Source organism: Roseburia sp. OM03-7AC, assembly GCF_003462625.1.
GTDB lineage: Bacteria > Bacillota > Clostridia > Lachnospirales > Lachnospiraceae > Roseburia_C > Roseburia_C amylophila.
Genome location: NZ_QTZJ01000001.1, coordinates 778,008 through 798,394, shown reverse-complemented (window position 1 = coordinate 798,394; position 20,387 = coordinate 778,008). Strand labels below are relative to the sequence as shown.

Genomic DNA, 20,387 nt, shown 5'->3' with positions numbered 1-20,387 from the left:
TAAGGGAAAATACATATCATTTCACTATTTAATGGGCTGAAAAGCCTGTAAAATAAGGAAAGTTCAGGAAATCTCTCCACAAATTCCGATTTGTATAACAGTAGTCTAACACACGTTGTTAAAAAATACTACAGCCAAGCCAATGTCTGTAATTTGCCCTAAAATTTCATTTTATGGAATTTGGACTACTTGATTTTCTAATTGCATACGTAATTCGTGAAATGTATAATTATACTGTTGATACATCAGACACACAAATGTAAATAGGGACATAGAAATTAAAAATTAAAAATTTCACTTTACGTGATAATTAAATTGAAAAAAGACATAATTATGGTATAATTAGACCATGAATAGGAGGTGTACATTATGCCACAAATAATTCCAATTAAAGATTTGAAGAATACATCAGAGATATCTGATATGTGTCATAAAGCAGAGGAACCAATTTATGTTACGAAAAATGGATATGGAGATATGGTAATTATGAGCATGGAGACTTATGAGTCAACCATGAGACAGATTGCTATGTACAGAGATATTGAAATATCTGAAAAGCAAATAGAGGAAGGACAGGTAAAGGATGCCAGAACTGCGCTTAGAGAAATGAGGGCGAAGTATGGCATATAAAATAAATGTTACTGAACATGCGAATGAACTGCTTGATAATCTTGTGTATCATTTAATTTATTGCTTAAGGAATGAACAGGCAGCAAAGCATCTGTTGGATAGTATAGATACTATCTGTGACAGGCTAGAGGTTAATCCATTTCAGTTCGCAGAGTGCAGAGATGCATATCTTGCTAAAAGAGGATATCGTGAGGCAGTTGTGTCACAGATGAATTATATTATCGTTTTTGATGTGAGAGCGGATGTTGTAAATGTAGTTGGTATTTTTCATCAGTTAGAGAATTATCAAAGTAAATTATAAAAAATGTGTTGTATTCATCCTACAAATTAAATTTAGTATAATAGAAATACTGCAAAGTAAAATTTAGTAATGGAAGATATTGCAACTAATAAAAATGACAGGTCTGTTAGTTCCGTATAAATAAAATTCAAGTCCCTATTTACATTTGTGTGTCTGATGTATCAACAGTATAATTATACATTTCACGAATTGCGTATGCAATTAGAAAATCAAGTATTCCAAATTCAAATACAATACCATAAGGCTTTCCAGATAATCTGGGAAGCCTTTTTATATTCATAGGGTGCATTTAAGGGTATGAATTTTGTTTATGCAAGGAGGTTCATGCCATGGCACTCACCAATGAAGAGCTACAGTATTTGATCGTAATGGTCCATATCTTGCTACCAAGAAGATTGGAAAAAATAATCCCAAAACTGAACAGATTGAGCAGGATAATAAACTGCGGATGGACTGGAATCGGGAGGTTGACAGAGCAATCATAAGTGATGTTCCTATGGATGAGATTTTACAGAAAAAAAGGGAACATATCACAGAACCGATAAAAAGGTCGATTGAACTGTATGGAAACAAACCACAACGATTAGCATTGATACTTAATATGGCGATTACGGAACTTGTACTACTGATATCGAAGGTGCTTGAAGCAGCCAGAACTATTCGGAATAAGATACTGCATACAGATGTTGAAAATGATATAATCATAACTTCTTTGGATTGAAATTGTAATATTTAACATAGTGCAGAGGGGCTGTAAAAAAGTCCCATTGTTACGAACATAATGCCGTATCCGGCATAACCTTAAATGCGACAGCATTTGTATAAGTCACGCATCATCATTCAGAACTTTGCCCAGTTAAAGGCACTTTTCAAAGATACCTGGGAGACAATTCCCGGCAACTGCGATACTTTCATTTATCTTGGAGGCAATGAGCAGAGTACACACAAGTATGTCTCGGAGCTTTTGTGCAAAGGGACGATTGATAAGAAGTCAAGCGGGGAGACAAAGGGCAGACAGGGAAGCTCTTCAAGAAACTATGATGTATTAGGAAGAGAACTGTTTACACCCGATGAGGTCAGAAAGCTGGATAACAAAAAGTGTATTATCTTTATCCGTGGTTTTGTTCCTATCATGGACAATAAGTTCATACCATTCAATCATCCGATGTTTAACCAGACAGCAGATGGCAAGGGAGAGCCTTATGTTCATCAGATAATGGGAGCAGATAATCTTATCGGTCCACCATTTGAGATTCTGTCAGATAAGGCAGTTAAGTATTATGAAAAACTGAAGGATAAGGGCGAGAATGTGTATATAGATTCTCTTACCTATGAGCAGTTTATGATGCTTGGTGATGCGGAATTAAGCAGAAGATTCTCAATGCAGGATGAAGCAGAGCAGAAGGCAAAGATTGACAGGGAGCAAGCAAATGAGCTTGAGTATGTCGATGAATCGCAGAAGTCTGATGCTGCAGAAAGTGCCAATGCGTCTAATGGAAGTACTGGAGCTAAGCCTGTAAGGAATCCTGAGAGGGAAAAGCCTAAGTGGGAGGATACCATCACAAACAGAATGCTACACTGGTCATATACACCGGAGCAGAAGGAAGAGGTGAAGAAAGCACTTGCTGCAGGAGTTCCGAAGGCAACGATTCTTACTTACTTTTATGCGGAGGTAACTGTGGAGAAGATGAGTTCATATCGGAATAAGCATTAAATGATATCGCATAGGCACAGGAATTATGTTATACTGTGTCTATGTAAATGAAAATGATGTTAAATTCGTTGATATTTTAGGTAAGTAAAGCGTACAACTAAATTTAAAGAATAAGTAGAATGAACACATTAATTGTTGTATAACGTTTTTATGCAATTAAGGGTTACAATTTCGATAGGAGATATTTATGAAAAAAATTATTTTTACTGTTTTTTCAATACTAATTATATTGACTACTATATTTTTTATTGCTATTGGAACAGTTCGTGATTCACGATACTATATATTGATTTTAGTTTATATTATTGTGTACAAAATTATTTTGTCATTTACAAATAGAAGCAAAAAAAAGTAAACAATATTTTTCAACATTAGAATTAAATTTTTTTGTATAATAATTATTATGGTTTTTATACAGAGAAATATATGAATAACTAAATGAATATATTATGCATGATGAGAGGTGAGAACAATTTGAAAGTTTACTATTTAGCGCTATCATTATTTTTAACGTTCTTCTTCGCACATCAGATAACGCATGTAATGTGCTTTGGCAGATATAGAGATAAAAAATGCAAAAAGAAAAAATTTTATTTTATCTATGGATTTTGGGTGGTATTTTTTGGAATATTGTGTACAATGATGGGTTCGGCATCAGGGGTGGATCATACATTTGATTATGGAATGAACTCCTTAGAATTGTATTTGGGCAAAAAAAATTATTTTGAGGGTAATGTTATTTATGCGGAAGATGACTATAAGCATAATGGTGATTTTATACTAGAGTATTATGTAAAAAATACAGAAGACATAGAAATAATATCAAAACAAATTGTGGAAGAAAATGTATTTATATTTAGAGATTACAATTTAAGTGATATAAATGTTGTATGGAAATCGGTTGATGATGAGCTTTATGTTTATGGAGGTGATGAACTTTATGCAACTATAGATGTGGAAAGAAAAGGCTTGCTAGTAAAATTAAGTTTTTATTGGAATCAAGAAAAACTGAATCAAAACATGGGAGGATAAAAGTATGGCAAAAACAAAGATTGTAAAATTTATGTGTTCAATTGTGCTTGCGGTCAGTCTGGTACTTTCTCAAAGTTATACCGCAATGGCTTCAGGTTCGTCCACAATAACTGAGCAACAGTTGGGAGTTCTATTTGATGGGATGGAAAGCATAGTAGTACAGTTGGAAGAGATGGGATTGACAGAAGAGGATATAAGTGATTTATTTGGTGTACTACCAAGAGAAGACTCTTTTTACCATGGAGAAGATTGATGAATTGCATCAGGAAATTGAACAGCTTAAAACAGAAATACCGCCAGAAGATAATTCTTCCAGTAAGTTTGAGACACAGTTAGAAAGTATCATCAATATGGAATCTTTTGACAGAGAGAAAATCCAGAAGGTAATCAAAAAAGTGATTATCAATGGAGAGGACAATATAGAGATTGTATGGAATACAGATGATCCATTTTTCAGGTAAGATGGATGTTTAAAGAGTGTGGAGTGCCGAGAAAATGTGGCACTCCTTTCTTATGCAGGCATAAATATTGCTTTCAATATACTGCAATAGCAGGTATAATGGAAAGTGATATTTGAGGGTACAAAAAAATTAAATTTTTTTTGGTCTAGGGTTGACACGAGCAGGTTTATCAGTTCCAGATTCGGATATGCTGATTACATTAGCAGATGAATTGGATACTTCTGTAAGTGTATTGCTTGGAGAAACTGTAATGGAGTCAATGACAGATGACCTAAAAGCAATCTCTGAAAAATTAGAGGTAATTAATTTACAGTTGGCAAAGAGAAACATGGTCAAAGTAAAAACGATCCGTTGGATATTTATCTCGCTATGTGCGTTTATAGTGCTTGTTTTTATTGCTCTTGCGATTATGAAAAGTTCTTATCTAGGGTGGGATTATAATAACCCGGAATTTGCAGTTGCAGGAACAATATTACATGGATTTGAATTTGTCTTTGTGAGATTAGCGCCATTTGCTTTCATTGCTTCTGTTATTGGAATCGTAATTACCTATAAGAAGCGATAAATTCAAGTTTGTCAATTACAGGAGACATTGAAAGAGCCAGTCCATTCAAGGTGCTGGCTTTTTCAAAATTCAAATTTAATAAATTGCACGACAACTTAGAGTAAAAAAGAATACCCATTAGTAAGAAATGAATAGAAAATGAATAAAAGTGTGGGAAAGCGAATAAAAATGAGTTAGTATGCATCAGACACACTTTTGTAAAAAGGGAGAAATTCAATTGGAAATACTATTTGAAGAAGTAGAATATATAGATGAGGTGAGCACATATGGAACAGGAAACACAGGAGCAAACTAATAAGTTTAATAATAAAATCTATTATATTCTTCCAGAGTTTTCAGGTAAGAATGTTCCTATTATAGAAGTTGCTAAACTAATGGGAAAAGACCAGCAGTTTATTCGGCAGGGAATAATAAGGGGGATTTTGCCGATTGGAGTTGCATTTAAGAAAACAATCCCAAATGGTAGTTATGAAGGGAAAGAATCATCTCAATACGATTTTTAAGTTAGCCCAAAATTATTATGGGAATATATTGGAATAATTTATAAAGAATAATATAAAAGTAATACAGGAGAGGTTATTGTGTGCCACCACCAAAAGTTAGGTTTCAAATCTAACGATTGGTGGCTGTTTTTTGCTAAATATAACTACAGAGTATATACCACAATTATCTTTCTATTAACTCCTTGCACTTCCCCTTCATCTACGGTATAATCGTAAAGTCCGTGTGCAACCAATCGCATGCGGGGATAAGAATGAATATATTGTGTTATGGATAGAGTGAAGGAGCAGGAAATGAAGAAGAAAATATGGGCGGCAGCTTTGATTTGCATTGTCGTATTAGGAATGCTGGATGGATGCGGACCAAAGGAGAAAGATACAGACAAGGAAGCAGCAGGAAATACAGAAACAGAAGCAGTGGAAGGGCTCCATGCCACAGAGACGGAGACAGAGGCACAGGGAAATCTTAAGGAAGATACCTGGTATGTTTTATCCGGTATGTATCAGCACAAAATGGAAACCGAAGAGAATACCGCTGTGATAAAAAATGTCAATGTATACAATATGGCAGGAACCATGGATGGTGAGACCTTTGTGCAGGCATCTGATTTTACCAATCATTTAAATCAGGCGGAGTATGAGATAAGCTGGAATCGTACTGAGGCAGACGAAGAAGGAAATACAGTTTATACGGTTACTTTATCTGCAAAGATTCCGTGGAATGGCATACAGACGGATGCAGAAGCTTATATCGAATATGAAGACATCAGCCTCGTGGATGCAACTACCGGAATGGTGCTGCCGCAGCATGTAGCTGCAACAGACAGTTCCATGGCTATGATGGCAGAAGTGGCTTGTGCCGGCACAACATATCAGGTGGCAGCCACAGAAGATACAGAGACAACATTTGGTGACTGGACGGTAGAGGATGGCAGTGAGTATCCGATGGTGACTTACTATGAAATAAAAGAGACTTATAAAGTAACAGCACCGGCAGAATATAAGGGACTGCTGTTCGTATTACAGACACAGCGTACCGCAGAAGAATATGAAAATGGAATTGTAAAGGGTCTTGGAACAGATGAAGCACATACATTTGATGGCACAATCAATGATGGAAGTGTGGCAATTGAGTTAGACCGGGATTATGAGTATATCAATGCAGAATAGAAATTGAGCAAAGTGGGCAAAGCTTACTTTGTATCAGCATGAAACAGAATCGTCGAAAGGTGGTTCTGTTTTTCCACGTCTAAAGGAGCATACAATGGATTATAGCAGATTAGAAAAAGGAATTATGGATTTCATACAGGAAGAGCAGGTAAAACTTGGATACCGGAAAGAAAAAATCCGGTTATATTATCCTTTGAGTTCATTAAAGCATTTTCTGGGAGAAGAAGTGAGCGGAAAATCAACGGAAGAATTGGAAAAAGAATTTTATGAAGCAGCAGGAATACGGCTTGGCAGAGTAGAAATTAGCAGAAACAAGGACCGCTTTTGTTTTGTAGTGCCGGAAGAAGGTGCAGAATATGTGCATGAAAAAAGAAGTGGAAATTCTTTTATTAAAAAGCTTGTGGCTCTGCTGCAGACACATCCTTGCACCATAGAGGATATCCATAAGCTGTTCTTAGGAACCGGCGAGAAGATACATTTTGAGAAAATTGAGACAGAGGATTTTGATTATCTTATTTATTTTGAACATGGAGAGGATTCTTATTATTACTGCTTTAAGGACGAAGGCTGCCATATCATCTATCATCGTTTTATGCCGGAGGATTACCGGGATTTGTTTTCAGATAACATAGAGTAAAAGAGGAAGAAAAGATGCAGAAGAAAATAAACAGGGTGCTGGTATATATTGCAGGATTACTGCTGCTTGCCATGGGAATCATATTAAATACGAAAACAGGACTTGGTGTATCACCGATTATATCCGTGGCTTACAGCATGTCAGTAATCAGTGGGTGGAATTTAGGAGATATGACATTGATTTTGTACAGCATTTTTGTACTGATAGAAATGATATTGCATACCATCCGGCGGGAAAAAGGAAAATATATGAAACGACTGTTATTAGACATTTTGCAGCTGCCACTGAGTATTGTATTTACCCGTTTTATGAATTTATTTGCCGGTTTTGTTCCAGAATTTGCCAAAGACTGTGAGGGCACATTCTGGGGTGGCATTCCGGGAAGACTTTTACTGCTGATGCTGGCAATCATATTAACCGGTGTAGGTGCGGCCATGTCTTTGAATATGAGAATCATACCGAATCCGGGAGACGGAGTTGTTCAGGCAATTGCAGATTTCGCAGGAAAATCAGTAGGATTTACCAAAAACTGTTTTGATGCATGCAATGTAACAATAACCTGTGTGGCAGGACTTTTGATAAAAGGAAAAATTCTTGGAATCGGAATTGGAACATTGCTGGCAGTGATTGGAGTAGGAAGAGTCATTGCAGTATACAATCATTTCTTTGGAAAATATCGTTACGAATCCTAAGCTTGTCCTAGCCTTTCAAAGGGAAAAATGATAGAATAGAATTAATGATGTAAATTAAGAAAAGAAGAAAATTCACAGAAATAAAAGATAGTAAGAGGAAGAAGAATGGCAGCAAAGTTTTATGCAGTCCGAAAAGGAAAGAAACCGGGTATTTATATGAGCTGGGATATATGTAAGCAGCAGACCGATGGTTTTCCGGGAGCAGAGTTTAAAAGCTTTCCAACAAGGGAAGCGGCAGAAGAATATATCGGTCAGAAGCAGCAGACAGTAGAAAAAGAGCCGGAAAATTATGCCTTTGTGGATGGCTCTTATAATATTGCAACTAAGGTATACGGATACGGCGGCTTTCTGATGGCAGATGGGAAAAAAGAAGTGCTGCAGGGCTCAGGATCGGAAGAAGAAATGGTATCCATGCATAATGTGGCAGGAGAAGTATTAGGAAGCATGGCTGCCATTGAGAAGGCAGTGGAACTTGGACTGGCAGAGCTTACGATATATTATGACTATATGGGCATTGAAATGTGGGCAACAGGAGCATGGAAACGGAATAAGAAAGGAACCATTGCCTATTATGACTATATTCAGGGCATAAAGGATAAAATTACACTTCATTTTGTAAAAGTAAAAGGGCATTCAGGAGTAGAAGGAAATGAAGAAGCAGACCGGCTGGCAAAAGAGGCAGTCGGAATTGAGCTATAGTATCTGCAGAAGAGTGGATACGGGGATAAAACAGGAGGAAAGAAATGGTTTCATTAAAGGACGTAGCGAAGCGTTGTGGTGTCTCAACGGCAACAGTAAGTAAAGCGTTGAATGGACATAGCGATATTGGAGAGAAGACCAGGATACGGATTAAAGAAGCAGCACAGGAGATGGGGTATTTTCCGAATGCGGCAGCAAGGGCATTAAAGACGAACCGTTCTTATAACTTAGGAGTACTTTTTAAAGAGGAGGCCGGAAGAGGGCTTACCCATGAATATTTCTCTGGCATCTTAAATGGATTTAAAGAAAAGGCGGAAGAATTAGGCTATGATATCACTTTTATTAATAATGAGCATGTGAATCATAAGATGTCATATCTTGAACACTGCAAATACCGGAATTTTGACGGAGTTGGAATTGTGTGTGCCAGGTTTGAGGAACCGGAGGTACAGGAACTTTTGCAGAGTAATATTCCGATTGTTACTGTGGATTATGTATATTACAACTGCACGGTTGTTTCTTCTAATAATGTAAAAGGGATGAATGAACTGGTACGTTATATTTATTCCAAGGGACACCGGAAAATTGCATACATTTATGGGGAAAAACATTCGGCTGTTACCAGAGATCGTCTGACCAGCTTTTTCCAGACAATGGAGAGCTTTAATCTGAATGTTCCGGATGACTATTTAAAGGAAGGAGAATATTTAGATACCAGGCTTGTGGCAAAGGCAACCAGGGAACTTTTAAATCTGCCTGACCCGCCGACCTGTATTCTCTACCCGGATGATACAGCATTAATTGGTGGGATTAATGTAATTGATGAAATGGGACTTAAAGTACCGGATGATATTTCTATTGCAGGTTTTGATGGAACAAAAGTATCCCAGATGATGAGTCCAAAGATTACGACTATACGGCAGAATACCAGAAAGATTGGGGAAGAGGCCGTAAAACGTCTGGTACAGAGAATCGAGCAGCCTAAGACAACGCTGGTGGAGCGTGTGATTATCAATGGAGAACTTTTGGTAGGAGAATCAGTAGGAGGAATCTGATATGGCACTGCAATTTGTGCTGGGCAGTGCTGGAAGCGGAAAGTCAGACTATGTATTCCGCAAAACAGTCAAAGAAGCTCAGAAGAATTTAAAGAAAAATTATTATGTAGTAGTACCGGAACAGTTCACGATGCAGACGCAGCGTGAACTTGTTCGGTTACAGGAAAAAAACAGTATTATGAATATAGATGTGGTCAGCTTCCAGCGACTGGCATATCGTATTTTCGATGAATTAGGAAAGACGAATATGGCAGTTTTAGAAGAGACCGGGAAAAACCTTGTATTGCGTAAGGTTGCCGAAGAGCGGATGGATGATTTATGTGTCATGCAGGGAAATATGAAAAAGATGGGATATATCAGTGAAGTGAAGTCCCTGATATCAGAGCTGACACAGTATAATATCGATCCGGATACTTTGGAAACATTTATTGAAGAGCAGAATATGCCACCGGCATTTTCCTATAAACTGCAGGATATCCTGACCATGTACAGGGGTTTTCGAAGTGCAATTTCCGGGATGTATATTACTGCTGAAGAAGTTTTAGAAGCCTTCTGTGATATGGCAGAGGAATCAAAGCTTTTACAGGATGCCGTGCTGGTTTTCGATGGATTTACCGGATTTACACCGATTCAGAATAACGTGCTGTACCGCCTGATGGGAATTGTATCAGATATATATGTGACAGTAACCATTGACCCGGCAGAGGATATTTATTCCTATCATGATATGCAGGAGCTGTTTGCCATGAGTAAGAAGACTGTAGCCAGCCTAATGAAAATGGCAGAAGAGAAGCATTTTGAAGTAACAGAGCCGGTGGTATTAAAGAATCCCAAAGCTGACCGGTTCCGGGAGGCACCGGTACTACGGTTCTTAGAGCAGAATCTGTTCCGTACCAGACATCATAGCTACGAAAAGAAGGATGAGAAAGAAATCAAAGAAGGCATAGAGATTTTATCCCTGCCAAATCCAAGAAGAGAACTGCAGTATGCAGCAGAAGAGATTGCAAGGCTGGTGCATACCGGAGCATACCGCTACCGGGATTTTGCCATTATTTCCGGTGCCATAGAAGAGTATGGAAGCTATGTGCCGCAGATTATGGAGGAGTTTGGCATTCCGTTTTTCTTAGATACAACGAAAAATATTTTACTGCATCCATTTTTGGAATTTGTCCGGTCTCTTTTGCAGGTAATCGAGGACAATTTTTCAGAGGAAGCAATGTTCCGTTATCTGCGCTGCGGATTATCACAAATCAGTGAGGATGAGATTGACCTGCTGGAAAATTATGTACTGGCAGCAGGCATCCGTGGAAAGAAAAAATGGGAGGCAAGATTTATTTATACCACCCATGAGGTTACGGAAGAAGATTTAGAAGCATTAAATGAACTCCGGATCCGTGTAATGGAGCCATTTTCGGAATTGACGGCTGTATTTCGTAAAAAAGGTGCTACCGTACGGGAATGCACGACAGCACTCTATCAGTTTATTGTGTCCTTACAGATAGAGCAGCAGTTAAAATACCGGGAGAATCAGTATAAAGAGGCGAAGGACTTAGCCAAGGCAAAGGAATATGCACAGATTTATCGCATCGTAATGGATATTTTGGATAAGATGGCAACGCTTCTGGGTGATGAAGTCATGGACATATCCGAATATGCCAAGGTCTTAGAAGCTGGCTTTGAAGCAGCCAAAGTAGGCGTGATTCCGGGTGGCTATGACTGCGTGATGATTGGTGATATCGAAAGAACCCGTCTTGACGATATAAAAGTATTGTTTATCGTGGGAGTCAATGATGGTATTGTGCCAAAATCCGATAATCGTGGCGGCATCATTTCCCAGCTGGAAAGAGAAGAACTTGCGAAAAATCATATGGAACTGGCTCCTACAGCAAGGGAACGTGTTTTTATCCAGCGTTTTTACCTTTATCTTGCAGTGACAAAGCCATCGAAAAAACTTTATCTTACCTATGCAAGGGTAGGCAGTGATGGAAGTGCAAAGCGCCCGTCCTATTTTATTCATATGATTGAGGGACTGTTCCCGGGGTTAAGAGCAGAGCTGATAACGGGAGAACAGGTTGATGAAACACTGGTAACACCGGAGAGCAGCATGGCATTTCTGTTAGAGGGACTGTATCAGGAAGATGCCGGGTGGAATGATGAGAAGGAAGTACTCTGGCAGGCTTTGCTGCATTGGTATGAAAAGGAACCGGCATATCGGGAGCAGGTAAAAGCTATTCTTGATGCAGCAGAGCTTAAATATCATGCAGAGCCAATCAGCCGGGCTGTGGCAAAGGCTCTTTATGGAAATGAGTTAAAGAACAGTGTTACGCGGTTGGAACAGTATGCAGCCTGTGCCTGTGCCCATTTCCTGACGTATGGACTGCGTTTACAGGAACGGGAACTCTTTGAATTCCGTATGGCGGATATGGGAAATATCTATCATCAGGCATTGGAAAATTATAGCCGGTATCTGAAAGAATCATCCTATAGCTGGTTTGATATTACAGAAGAAGCACAAAAACAGCTTATGGAGCGGGCGATGGAAGAAGCAATTGCTTCCAGTGGAAATGCAGCCATGGCAGATACAGCGGCAAACCGTTATCAGGTAGCAAAGATGAAAAAGATTTTTGCACGGACCATCTGGGCACTGACCAGCCAGATCCGTCAGGGAAAATTTGAACCATCGCAGTTTGAGGTGGGATTTTCCTATACGGATGATTTAAATGCAGTGAATTTTAAACTCAGTGAAGAAGAGCATATGCGGCTCCAGGGAAGAATTGACCGTATTGATACTTATGAAGACAAAGATAAGTTATATGTAAAGATTATTGATTATAAATCCGGTAATACCGGTTTTGAACTGCTATCTCTGTATCATGGACTGAAGCTTCAGCTTGTGGTTTATATGAATGCAGCAATGGAATTATTTGCAAAGCAAAATCCGGCAAAAGAGGTAGTGCCGGCAGGTATGTTCTACTATCATATTGATGATCCGATGGTGGAAGGAACCGGTAGTGAATCTGAAGAAGAGATTCGAAGAAAGATATTGGAAAATTTACGTCTGGATGGAGTGGTAAATACAGAGGATGATATTTACCGTGCCATGGATGTGGAACTTTCCGGTAAATCCAATGTCCTTCCGATTTCTGTAAATAAGGACGGAACGGTGCGAAAGAGCGATAAGGCTGTGGATAAGGAAGAATTTAGGCTGATTGCGGATTATGCTAACTATCGGATTGCAGAAGCTGGAAATGCTATTTTAAAGGGAAATACAGAGGTGAATCCGTATCTTTTAAAGAACCGGAGCAGCTGTGATTATTGTCCATATGCTGCGGTCTGTGGATTTGATAAAAAAATTCCGGGATATGAAGTAAGGCGGTTGGAAGAATTATCTTCCGAGGAAATCTATGAACGCATGAAGGAGGTTTTTTAAGAAATGGGAATGACATGGACAAAAGAACAGCAGCAGGTCATTGATTTAAGAAACCGTAATATCTTAGTGTCTGCGGCAGCAGGTTCCGGAAAGACAGCCGTACTGGTAGAGCGAATCAAAGAGCTGGTATTGGATAAGAAGCATCCGGTAGACATTGACCATCTTCTGGTGGTAACTTTTACCAATGCGGCGGCAGCCCAGATGAAAGAGCGTGTAGCAAAAGCCTTGGAAAAGGCATTGCAGGAGAATCCTTCCGATGTGAGATTACAGCAGCAGGCTGCACTGGTGCAGAATGCGCAGATTACTACCATAGACAGTTTCTGCCTTTATGTGCTTCGGAATCATTTTCATGAAATCGGTCTGGAGCCGAATTTCCGTATTGGAGATGAAGGCGAGTTAAAGCTTCTTCGGGAAGATGTAATGACCGGATTGTTTGAACAGTGTTATGAAGAAAAACATCCGGGGTTTTTGCATCTCATTTCCTGTTATGGAACCAGTAGAAGTGATGCACCGGTGCGGGATATGATTTTTAAACTTTATTCCTATGCACAGAGTTATCCATGGCCGAAGCAGTGGCTTCGGGAAGCGTTAAGCTGTTATGAGATAAAAACAGAGCAGGAATTAGAGCAGGCGCCTTTTATTGAAATGACGGTAGAATATGGGAAGCAGATGGTAAAGGGCTATTTAGAGCAGGCAGAGCATTATCATGAACTTTGTCAGGATGTCGATGGCCCCTATATGTATGAGGAAGCCTGTGAGCAGGATGAAGAGCGGATGGAGAAATTGCTTTCCTGCAGTACTTATCAGAATTTTTATGAAGAATTAGGAAAATGTAAATTTGCAACATTAGGAAGAGCAAAGGATTATATCGGAAGTCCGGAAAAGCAGGAGCAGGTAAAGACAGAACGTAAGAAGCTTAAGGATGGAATCGGAAAGTTAAAAAGTGACTGCTTTGCCCTTACTTTTCAGGAAATCTTAGAGCAGCTCGCTCTGGTACAGCCATCAGCAGAAGCGTTAGCTGAAGTGACGGAGCGTTTTATCGATGCTTTCGCAGAAAGAAAGCAGGATAAGAATCTGGTGGATTTCTCAGACCTTGAGCATTTTGCATTAGAGATATTGGTAGAGGAAGAGACCGGGAAACCAACGGAGACAGCAAAAGAATTTCAGAATGCCTATGAAGAAATTATGATCGATGAGTATCAGGACAGCAACTATGTGCAGGAGACGATTCTCCGGGCAATTTCAAGAGAAGTGGTCGGACAGAATAATCTTTTTATGGTAGGAGATGTAAAACAGAGTATTTACCGTTTTCGTCTGGCGAGACCGGAGCTTTTCATGGAAAAGTTTGATACTTATGAGACAACAGATGCACCCTGCCAGCGGATTGATCTGCATAAGAACTTCCGAAGCAGAGATACGGTGCTTACTTTTACCAATGATATTTTCTATCAGATTATGAAACGGAATCTTGGCGGTGTGGATTATACCGATGAGGCGGCATTGTATTGTGGTGCAGATTATCCGGCGGGCGAGAAAGCAGACGCTTTTGACAGTGAGATTCTTCTTACAACTACACAGGAACTGGAAGAGGAAACAAAACAGCGGATTTCAAAGCAGGAACTGGAAGCAAAATTAATTGCAGACCGGATTCGGAAGATGGTAGGCAAAGAGAAAGTGGTAGACGAAGAAACCGGAGAATTCCGGAAAGTCCGCTATGGCGATATTGTAATTTTACTGCGTAGTTTAAGTGAATGGGCGGATCTTTTTGCAGAGGTTTTAAATGCCAATGGAATTCCGGCACATACGGTTTCAAGAACCGGATATTTTTCCACATTAGAAATCAGGACGGTATTAAATTATCTTAGGATATTAGATAATCCAAGACAGGATATTCCACTGGCAGCAGTATTAAAATCCCCAATGGCAGGTCTTTCCGATGAGCAGCTTGCAAGACTCCGGTTACTGGCAGAGGACAAGCCGTATCATCAGTGTGTAAAGATGTTTTTGGAAGCGGAAGAAGAACTGACAGAAAAAGAATCAACAGCGGATGAAGACATGCGGGCAAAATTAAAACGTTTTTCCGAAACATATAAAAAACTTCGTAGACAGACCATGGATATACCAATGCACGAACTGCTGCAAAAGGTATTGAAGGAAACGGGATATGCCAGATATGCATCGGCATTGCCGGCGGGCAGACAGAGACTTGCAAATCTTCATATGCTGTCAGAGAAAGCTATTGCCTATGAGAAAACCAGTTATCGCGGACTTTATCATTTTATAAGATACATTGATGAGCTGCAGAAGTATGATGTGGACTTTGGGGAAGCAGAACTTGTGGGTGAAAATGAAGATGCAGTAAATATAATGAGTATACACAAGAGTAAGGGACTGGAATTTCCGGTCTGCTTTGTCAGTGGAATGGGCAAATCCTTTAATAAGCAGGATAGCCGCAGCAAGATGATTCTGCATCCGAACCTTGGCGTTGGACTTGATATTATTGAGGAAGACCGGCGGATAAAAGTACCTGCATTTTTTAAGAAGGTAATTGCAAGGCAGACAGAATTAGAAAGTCTCGGTGAGGAGCTTCGTGTCTTATATGTGGCATTTACAAGAGCCAAAGAAAAATTGATTATAACGGGCTGCATCAAGGATGAAGAAATGCTGCAGCAGATAAGAGAAATTTATTGCGGAAGTAACCGAACAGAACTTAATTTTAAGGAGCGGGCAGAAGCAAAGACCTTCCTGGAGTGGATCCTTCCGGCGGCAGCCGCCAGTGGCAGCTGGGACAAGGTTTCCTATGTGACACCATGGAGCATGTTAGAGGACGAGGCGGCGCATCAGATAACAGAACATGTGTCATTGAGGCAGCGTGTGCAGCAGGCGGAGAAAGTTTCGGATACTCTGTATGAAAAGATAAAGGAACAATTATCCTATCAGTATCCGCACCCGGATGCCATTCATCTGGTGACAAAATATTCTGTATCGGAATTAAAACACCGGGCAATGAGGGAGCTTGCAGCAAAGGAAGAAGAGGATGTTACACCGAAATTCTTAGAAGAAGTATCTACCCCATATGTTCCGGCATTTATGGAAGGAAAAGCAGAAGTAAATCAGGGAGCACTGCGTGGAACAGCAATGCATCGTCTGATGGAATGCTATGATTTTACGAAAATGCCGGATCGTTCCGATGAATTTGCAGAGAATATAAAAAAGCAGTTGACAGGACTGGTACAAATGGGTAAAGTATCTGAGGATATGCAAAAATTAATCCGTATACCATCCGTGGAATTATTCTTAAAATCGCAGCTTGCACCCCGTATGAAAGCAGCTGCAATGCGGGATGATTTGTTCCGCGAGAAGCCGTTTGTCATGGGAAATCATGAGATGGAAGAAGAGATGGTTTTAATCCAGGGAATCATAGATGTTTTCTGGGTGGAAGAAGATGGAATTGTACTGCTTGATTATAAGACAGACCGGGTAGATAGTGCCACAAGGCTGCGGGATATGTATAAAGAACAGCTGGATTTATATGCAGAAGCGTTAGAACGGATATTCCCGCTTCCGGTGAAGGAGAAGTATCTTTATTCCTTCCGGCTGAATCAGGCAATTGAAGTATAAGGTGTCATAAGTGATGGGAGGGAAAGTGTTAATAGGAAAAGTTTTTGCGTATGAAGAGCATTTGTTTTAGTTTCTTTGAAATACCAGCAGTTCTTAGGCGTATATTTTCCTTGATGATAAACTGTCTTTCCGTTGCTTGGACCGACACGTCGCACTGTCCGTTGTCTGCGGATACCGCATACGCCTGTAAGGGGCACTAAGAATTTCGGCTAATATATGAACTTCGTCTGGCAACCGGCACAAATTCACATCCGTGTTCATCTGTGCCTCGCTGGTACATCCCTGTACCAGCGTTGCCTGGTTGCAGACGAAATTCTAAGTGCCCCTAACAAGCCTATTCATGTATCCGCAGGCAGCGAACCGTGCAATGTGTCTGTCAAACATTGGAAAGACTGTATTTATAGAAAAAAGGAAAACATATGCCTTAGAACTTCGGCATTTCAAAGGTTAAAGCAAATGCCTTTAGACGTAAAAACTTTTCTATTAACCGTTTCATCCACTCACTTATAATATACCGGAACACAAGGAGAAAAAACGTGAAAATAATTTTAGCATCAGCTTCCCCACGAAGAAAAGAACTCTTAGAGCAGCTTGGACTTACCTTTCTGGTATTTCCGGCACAGGGAGAAGAAAAGCAGGTGGGAGATACGCCTTCTGAGATTGTCATGAATCTGGCGAAGCAGAAAGCGGGAGAAATTTATGAAAAGATGATAGAAGCCAAAGTAGGAGAACAGGACAGTCTGGTAATCGGAGCAGATACCGTCGTGGTAAAGGATGGCAAAGTGCTGGGTAAACCGAAGAACCGGGAGGATGCATTTACAATGTTAAAAGGACTTTCCGGAAGTATCCATGAAGTTTATACCGGAGTTTCGCTCTGGATGCGGGAGGATGGAAAGAAAGTGCAATACAGTTTTTATGAATGTACGAAAGTAACCATGTATCCGGTTACAGATGAGGAACTGAACCGTTATATAGATACCGGGGAACCGATGGATAAAGCAGGTGCATATGGAATTCAGGGAAAAGCAGCTGCATTTATCGAAAAAATTGAAGGTGATTACAACAATGTAGTAGGTCTGCCGATTGCCCGGATTTATCAGGAATTAAAACAATTAGGTATTGATGTGTATAAATTTTCTTAAAACAGGAGGAAAGAATAAATGGAATACGATGAGGTATGTCTGAATTACTTTTTGGAGCATCAGTCACAGTTATTTGATGAAAATGTGGCAGACAGTTTAGAAGAGGCAGAAGCGTTTTTAGAGGACTGTATGGCAGTTATCTGTGACAGCATCAAAGAAGTAAAACAGTTCTTAGACGAAAGCGGTGCGGATGTATCCGGAATGAGCAATCATGAAATTGAAGAAGCAGAAGAAGTATTTTCACTGCCGGATGGCAGATATCTGGTGGTAGAAGCGTAAACGAAAGGGGTATTAAATATGAGCAATAACTATGATGTAATCATTATCGGTGCAGGTCCGTCCGGAATTTTCTGTGCCTATGAATTAAAGGAAAAGAGACCGGATTTAAAGGTTCTCATGATAGAAAAGGGAAGAAGCATTGAGAAACGCCAGTGTCCGAAGCGTAAGACAAAGGTCTGTGTAGGATGTCAGCCGTGTTCGATTACAACAGGATTTGCCGGAGCAGGAGCATTTTCGGATGGTAAATTATCATTATCACCGGATGTAGGTGGCAATCTGCCGGAAATCTTAGGATATGAAGAAGCATTATCCTTAATTAAAGAATCGGATGATATTTATCTGAAATTCGGTGCAGACACCAATGTTTATGGTGTGGATAAGGAAAAAGAAATCCGCGAGATTCGCAGAAAAGCAATCAATGCCAACTTAAAATTAATCGAGTGTCCGATTCGTCATCTTGGAACAGAAGAAGGATATAAGATTTATGCACGTCTGCAGAAGCATTTGTTAGACCTTGGTGTGGAGATTCTCTTTAATACCATGGTAGCGGATATTCTGGTAGAAAACAATGCCGTAACCGGTGCTGTAACAGAAAAGGGAGATACATATTATGCGAAAGAAATCATTTCTGCAGTAGGACGTGAAGGCGCAGACTGGTTCTCACATATCTGTAAGGAAAAAAAGATTGAAACCAAGGTAGGTACGGTTGATATCGGTGTCCGTGTGGAAGTGCGTGATGAGGTTATGGATTTCTTAAATACAAACCTTTATGAAGCAAAACTCGTTTATCATACACCAACCTTTGACGATAAAGTGCGTACTTTCTGCACAAACCCATCCGGTGAAGTAGCAACCGAATATTATGATGACGGACTTGCGGTTGTAAATGGACATGCTTACAAGTCGAAAGATATGAAAACAAATAATACCAACTTTGCATTGCTGGTATCCAAGAACTTTACCAAGCCATTTAAGACTCCGATTGAGTATGGTAAGCAGATTGCACAGCTTTCCAACATGCTTTGTGATGGCAAAATTTTAGTACAGACATTTGGTGACTTTAAGCGGGGCAGAAGAACTACAGAGGAACGCCTGGCGAGAAACAATCTGATTCCAACTTTAAAGGATGCAGTGCCGGGAGATTTATCACTGGTATTTCCACATCGTATTATGGTAGATATCGAAGAAATGTTAGAGGCACTGGATAAGGTTACACCTGGTATTGCCAGTGATGAAACATTACTTTATGGTGTAGAAGTAAAATTCTATTCCAATAAAGTTGTTGTCAGCAAAGATTTTGAAACCAGCATTAAAGGTCTGCGTGCCATCGGTGATGGTGCAAGCGTAACCAGAGGATTACAGCAGGCATCTGCAAACGGAATCAGCGTGGCAAGAAGTATATTAAAGAGTCTTGAAGCATAAAAACATACCAAAGAATTGGTTTTCGAATAAGAAAAGGAAGAAAATTCATGGGACGAAAGAGTAAAATTGCCGCAGTGGTCTTAAGCATTTCCGTATTTCTTGGTGGATGCAGTCTTGGAAAAACTGACATTGTATTTACAACAGGCTTATCTGCTAATGAAGTTTTTAAGATAGAGCATGAAAAGGTATCTTTGGCAGAAGCCAAGGTATATCTTTGTAACTACCAGAATCTATATGGAAATGTCTATGGAATCGATTTGTGGGAACAGCAGTATCAGACCGATGATTTAGAGCAGTATGTGAAGGACGTTACATTATCGGAAATGACCAGGGTAATCTGTATGGACCAGCTGGCAGAGCAGAAGGAAATTACTTTAAGTAAAGAAGAAAAGACCAATCTGAAGCTGGCTGCAAAAGAATATTATGAGTCATTGAATGAAGAGGAAAAAAGTTATATGGATGTCAGTGAGGCAACCATAGAGAAGCTCTATGAGAATTATGCACTGGCAAGCAAGGTGTATACATCTTTAACAACCGGTGTCAATGAGGAAGTCAGTGATGATGAAGCAAGGGTTATGGAAGCACAGCAGATTTATGTAAAGGATCAGAACCGTGCAGGAGAGGTGGCATCCAGACTGGCAAATGGAGAGGATTTCCGGACAGTAGCAGCAGATTATAATGAGGCTGCCCAGATTGATATTACCTTTGGAAGAGATGAGATGCCAAAGGAAGTAGAGGATATTGCATTTAACTTAAATGATGATGAAATATCAGAAAGCATTGCGACAGAGGATGGTTATTATTTTATCAAGTGCATCAATAAATTCAATCAGGAGCTGACGGATGCAAATAAGGATAAGATTGTTAAAAAGCGTGAGAAAGAAGCATTTAATGACGAATATGACGCTTTTGTGGCAGATTTATCTTCAAGCCTCAATGAAAAAGTCTGGGAAGAACTGGAACTTAAAACAGACGGAACCATAACCACCAACAGTTTTTTTGAAGTGCTGGATAAGTATTATCAGTTAGAAGAGTAG

The 20,387-nt window shown here is 39.7% G+C and carries 19 protein-coding genes and 1 pseudogene; all 20 read left to right on the top strand.

Annotated features, from left to right (window positions below):
* Positions 1-369 precede the first annotated feature (369 nt).
* Positions 370-630 (top strand): type II toxin-antitoxin system Phd/YefM family antitoxin, encoded by a 261-nt coding sequence (locus tag DXB39_RS03895; RefSeq protein WP_117840913.1) that lies wholly within the window; start codon positions 370-372, stop codon positions 628-630.
* Positions 620-931, top strand: coding sequence for a type II toxin-antitoxin system RelE/ParE family toxin (locus DXB39_RS03890; RefSeq protein WP_117699360.1), 312 nt, complete (start codon positions 620-622; stop codon positions 929-931). Before DXB39_RS03895 ends, DXB39_RS03890 begins: the two co-directional genes overlap by 11 nt.
* A 448-nt stretch (positions 932-1,379) precedes the next feature.
* Positions 1,380-1,652, top strand: coding sequence for a hypothetical protein (locus DXB39_RS03885; RefSeq protein ID WP_242986327.1), 273 nt, complete (start codon positions 1,380-1,382; stop codon positions 1,650-1,652).
* Between the two features lie 105 nt (positions 1,653-1,757).
* Positions 1,758-2,645: pseudogene (locus DXB39_RS03880) on the top strand (type IV secretory system conjugative DNA transfer family protein); the annotation flags it as partial.
* Between the two features lie 474 nt (positions 2,646-3,119).
* The gene (locus tag DXB39_RS03875) at positions 3,120-3,677 is read left to right on the top strand and encodes a hypothetical protein (RefSeq protein ID WP_242988719.1); all 558 of its coding nucleotides are present in this window, start codon (positions 3,120-3,122) and stop codon (positions 3,675-3,677) included.
* Positions 3,678-3,681: 4 nt separating this feature from the next.
* The gene (locus DXB39_RS03870; protein WP_117840915.1) at positions 3,682-3,930 is read left to right on the top strand and encodes a hypothetical protein; all 249 of its coding nucleotides are present in this window, start codon (positions 3,682-3,684) and stop codon (positions 3,928-3,930) included.
* Complete coding sequence (locus DXB39_RS03865) at positions 3,917-4,138, top strand: hypothetical protein (RefSeq protein ID WP_242986320.1); 222 nt, start codon at positions 3,917-3,919, stop codon at positions 4,136-4,138. The genes DXB39_RS03870 and DXB39_RS03865 overlap by 14 nt, the downstream gene beginning before the upstream one ends.
* Before the next feature lie 250 nt (positions 4,139-4,388).
* A complete protein-coding gene (locus DXB39_RS03860) occupies positions 4,389-4,703 on the top strand; it encodes an XRE family transcriptional regulator (RefSeq protein WP_242986319.1) in 315 nt (104 codons plus the stop codon).
* 266 nt (positions 4,704-4,969) lie between these two features.
* A complete protein-coding gene (locus DXB39_RS03855) occupies positions 4,970-5,206 on the top strand; it encodes a hypothetical protein (RefSeq protein WP_117699318.1) in 237 nt (78 codons plus the stop codon).
* Positions 5,207-5,497: 291 nt separating this feature from the next.
* A complete protein-coding gene (locus tag DXB39_RS03850) occupies positions 5,498-6,373 on the top strand; it encodes a hypothetical protein (RefSeq protein ID WP_117840916.1) in 876 nt (291 codons plus the stop codon).
* 94 nt (positions 6,374-6,467) lie between these two features.
* The gene (locus DXB39_RS03845; protein ID WP_117840917.1) at positions 6,468-7,010 is read left to right on the top strand and encodes a DUF3877 family protein; all 543 of its coding nucleotides are present in this window, start codon (positions 6,468-6,470) and stop codon (positions 7,008-7,010) included.
* Positions 7,011-7,024: 14 nt separating this feature from the next.
* Positions 7,025-7,702 (top strand): DUF6198 family protein, encoded by a 678-nt coding sequence (locus DXB39_RS03840; protein WP_117840918.1) that lies wholly within the window; start codon positions 7,025-7,027, stop codon positions 7,700-7,702.
* A 105-nt stretch (positions 7,703-7,807) separates the two neighbouring features.
* Positions 7,808-8,401: a ribonuclease H1 domain-containing protein gene (locus DXB39_RS03835; RefSeq protein ID WP_117840919.1), complete on the top strand. Its 594-nt coding sequence runs from the start codon at positions 7,808-7,810 to the stop codon at positions 8,399-8,401.
* Between the two features lie 44 nt (positions 8,402-8,445).
* Complete coding sequence (locus tag DXB39_RS03830; RefSeq protein WP_117699096.1) at positions 8,446-9,456, top strand: LacI family DNA-binding transcriptional regulator; 1,011 nt, start codon at positions 8,446-8,448, stop codon at positions 9,454-9,456.
* Between the two features lies 1 nt (position 9,457).
* On the top strand, positions 9,458-12,886 hold the full coding sequence (addB, locus tag DXB39_RS03825; RefSeq protein ID WP_117840920.1) for a helicase-exonuclease AddAB subunit AddB: 3,429 nt from the start codon (positions 9,458-9,460) through the stop codon (positions 12,884-12,886).
* Positions 12,887-12,889: 3 nt separating this feature from the next.
* Positions 12,890-16,507 (top strand): helicase-exonuclease AddAB subunit AddA, encoded by a 3,618-nt coding sequence (addA, locus tag DXB39_RS03820; protein ID WP_117840921.1) that lies wholly within the window; start codon positions 12,890-12,892, stop codon positions 16,505-16,507.
* 536 nt (positions 16,508-17,043) lie between these two features.
* The gene (locus DXB39_RS03815) at positions 17,044-17,649 is read left to right on the top strand and encodes a Maf family protein (RefSeq protein WP_117840922.1); all 606 of its coding nucleotides are present in this window, start codon (positions 17,044-17,046) and stop codon (positions 17,647-17,649) included.
* A gap of 18 nt (positions 17,650-17,667) precedes the next feature.
* Entirely contained in the window at positions 17,668-17,928 is a 261-nt protein-coding gene (locus DXB39_RS03810) for a hypothetical protein (RefSeq protein WP_022243115.1), read from the top strand.
* 18 nt (positions 17,929-17,946) lie between these two features.
* The gene (locus DXB39_RS03805) at positions 17,947-19,350 is read left to right on the top strand and encodes an NAD(P)/FAD-dependent oxidoreductase (RefSeq protein ID WP_117840923.1); all 1,404 of its coding nucleotides are present in this window, start codon (positions 17,947-17,949) and stop codon (positions 19,348-19,350) included.
* 47 nt (positions 19,351-19,397) lie between these two features.
* Positions 19,398-20,387 (top strand): peptidylprolyl isomerase, encoded by a 990-nt coding sequence (locus DXB39_RS03800; protein ID WP_117840924.1) that lies wholly within the window; start codon positions 19,398-19,400, stop codon positions 20,385-20,387.

What these genes read in the sequence shown, in the direction of transcription:
- DXB39_RS03805 (WP_117840923.1), top strand. Translation starts at nt 17,947, where the DNA reads ATGAGCAATAACTATGATGTAATCATTATCGGTGCAGGTCCGTCCGGA.
- DXB39_RS03890 (WP_117699360.1), top strand. Translation starts at nt 620, where the DNA reads ATGGCATATAAAATAAATGTTACTGAACATGCGAATGAACTGCTTGAT.
- DXB39_RS03800 (WP_117840924.1), top strand. Translation starts at nt 19,398, where the DNA reads ATGGGACGAAAGAGTAAAATTGCCGCAGTGGTCTTAAGCATTTCCGTA.
- DXB39_RS03835 (WP_117840919.1), top strand. Translation starts at nt 7,808, where the DNA reads ATGGCAGCAAAGTTTTATGCAGTCCGAAAAGGAAAGAAACCGGGTATT.
- DXB39_RS03855 (WP_117699318.1), top strand. Translation starts at nt 4,970, where the DNA reads ATGGAACAGGAAACACAGGAGCAAACTAATAAGTTTAATAATAAAATC.
- DXB39_RS03865 (WP_242986320.1), top strand. Translation starts at nt 3,917, where the DNA reads ATGGAGAAGATTGATGAATTGCATCAGGAAATTGAACAGCTTAAAACA.
- DXB39_RS03850 (WP_117840916.1), top strand. Translation starts at nt 5,498, where the DNA reads ATGAAGAAGAAAATATGGGCGGCAGCTTTGATTTGCATTGTCGTATTA.
- DXB39_RS03885 (WP_242986327.1), top strand. Translation starts at nt 1,380, where the DNA reads ATGGACTGGAATCGGGAGGTTGACAGAGCAATCATAAGTGATGTTCCT.
- DXB39_RS03830 (WP_117699096.1), top strand. Translation starts at nt 8,446, where the DNA reads ATGGTTTCATTAAAGGACGTAGCGAAGCGTTGTGGTGTCTCAACGGCA.
- addA (WP_117840921.1), top strand. Translation starts at nt 12,890, where the DNA reads ATGGGAATGACATGGACAAAAGAACAGCAGCAGGTCATTGATTTAAGA.
- DXB39_RS03845 (WP_117840917.1), top strand. Translation starts at nt 6,468, where the DNA reads ATGGATTATAGCAGATTAGAAAAAGGAATTATGGATTTCATACAGGAA.
- DXB39_RS03860 (WP_242986319.1), top strand. Translation starts at nt 4,389, where the DNA reads ATGGAGTCAATGACAGATGACCTAAAAGCAATCTCTGAAAAATTAGAG.
- addB (WP_117840920.1), top strand. Translation starts at nt 9,458, where the DNA reads ATGGCACTGCAATTTGTGCTGGGCAGTGCTGGAAGCGGAAAGTCAGAC.
- DXB39_RS03840 (WP_117840918.1), top strand. Translation starts at nt 7,025, where the DNA reads ATGCAGAAGAAAATAAACAGGGTGCTGGTATATATTGCAGGATTACTG.
- DXB39_RS03870 (WP_117840915.1), top strand. Translation starts at nt 3,682, where the DNA reads ATGGCAAAAACAAAGATTGTAAAATTTATGTGTTCAATTGTGCTTGCG.
- DXB39_RS03810 (WP_022243115.1), top strand. Translation starts at nt 17,668, where the DNA reads ATGGAATACGATGAGGTATGTCTGAATTACTTTTTGGAGCATCAGTCA.
- DXB39_RS03895 (WP_117840913.1), top strand. Translation starts at nt 370, where the DNA reads ATGCCACAAATAATTCCAATTAAAGATTTGAAGAATACATCAGAGATA.